Annotated in this window: 2 protein-coding genes; both read left to right on the top strand. The window is 46.0% G+C overall.

Annotated elements, in window-relative coordinates; genetic code table 11:
- On the top strand, positions 1–838 hold an 838-nt coding region (locus ACE1CC_RS18210), incomplete at its 5' end, for a transposase (protein ID WP_459563872.1).
- Positions 828–1,319 (top strand): AAA family ATPase, encoded by a 492-nt coding sequence (locus ACE1CC_RS18205; RefSeq protein WP_413271849.1) that lies wholly within the window; start codon positions 828–830, stop codon positions 1,317–1,319. The genes ACE1CC_RS18210 and ACE1CC_RS18205, both read left to right, overlap by 11 nt.
- The last annotated feature ends 94 nt before the right edge of the window (positions 1,320–1,413 follow it).

The raw sequence follows: 1,413 nt of genomic DNA, 5'->3' as shown, positions 1-1,413 counted from the left end.
ACCAAAAGGAAGTGATGGTACAAGAGTAACCGCCCGTGCCAAAGGCAAAGTAGAACGGCCATTTCGCAGCGTCAAAGAAATGCACGAAACCCTCTACCACCTACACGCACCAGAGACAGAAAAAGAAGCAAACGCTTGGTTGATGCGATTTCTACTTTACTACAATGGGCAATCCCACCGGAGCGAACCCCATTCCCGGCTAGAAGATTGGTTAGAAAATTTACCAGCAGAAGGAATCCGGCAAATGTGTAGTTGGGAAAGGTTTTGCACCTTCGCCCGCGAACCAGAACAGCGCAAAGTGGGCATCGATGCTCGGATTAGTGTGGAAGCAGTTAGCTATGAAGTAGACCCAGAACTAGCAGGAGAAACGGTAATTTTGTGGTGGGGGCTATTTGACAACGAACTGTACGTAGAACATCGAGAGCGGCGCTATGGGCCATACATCCCAGTAGAAGGCCCGATTCCCCTACATCACTACCGGAAATTCAAAAAGACTCGCAGCCAAAAGCGGGCTCTTCGGATTGGAGCATTAGCCAAACAACTAGCCTTACCAGATGCGATCGGAAATACTAGCCATGCTGCCAATCCAAACAACATTATCGAACTGCCACGCCAGTCATTTGTAGACCCCGATCCATTTGAAGAACTGACCTTTCCCTCAGTACTAGCAGCCAAGCGAGCGATTGCGGACTATCTAGGCTATCCGCTGGCTCAATTGAAAGCAGAGCAGATGGCTTATATAGAAGAACTATTGGAAAGCAGCTTAAACAAAAAACAAGTGCTGACAAGGATTCGAGATTATTTCAGGTCTGCGTCAAGGAGGCCCGATGCTCAGTAGAGTCATGGAGTACTTTGGCTTGAAACGAGATTTCAGCCACGTAGGGTATTTTGAGACAGAACAACAGGCACAACTATTCAAAGAACTGAAATTTCTGTTGCGCCAAGGGCGATTGGTTGCATTATCTGGTGTTGTAGGATGCGGGAAGACCACAAGCTTAGAACGACTGCAATCAGAATTAGCCACAGAAAAAGACATATTGCTCTCGCGCAGTTTGGCGATCGATAAAGAGCGCGTCAGACTAGCAACCTTAATGACAGCCCTGTTCTACGACTTAGCAACAGAAAAAGAGGGACGATTGCCCACAGCGCCCGAACAACGGGAACGAAAGCTATTGTCCGTGATAGGAAAGCGCCGGAAACCCGTAGTTTTGTTTGTTGACGAAGCCCACGACTTGCATCATCGAACCTTATTGGGAATCAAACGGTTAATGGAATTAGGGCTTGCTGAAAAAGTAACAGAAAAGGAAAAGGATGATTAACTAGCTAATGGAGTAAGAGTGATAGATAAGTTTTCTTCGAGTTAATGATTTAACAAATAACTTGTGATAATCAATTACTCGAAAAAAGTAATTG

This window comes from Floridaenema aerugineum BLCC-F46 (assembly GCF_041929345.1).
Taxonomy (GTDB): Bacteria; Cyanobacteriota; Cyanobacteriia; order Cyanobacteriales; family Aerosakkonemataceae; genus Floridanema; species Floridanema aerugineum.
This window is presented reverse-complemented; position numbering and strand designations above follow the sequence as displayed.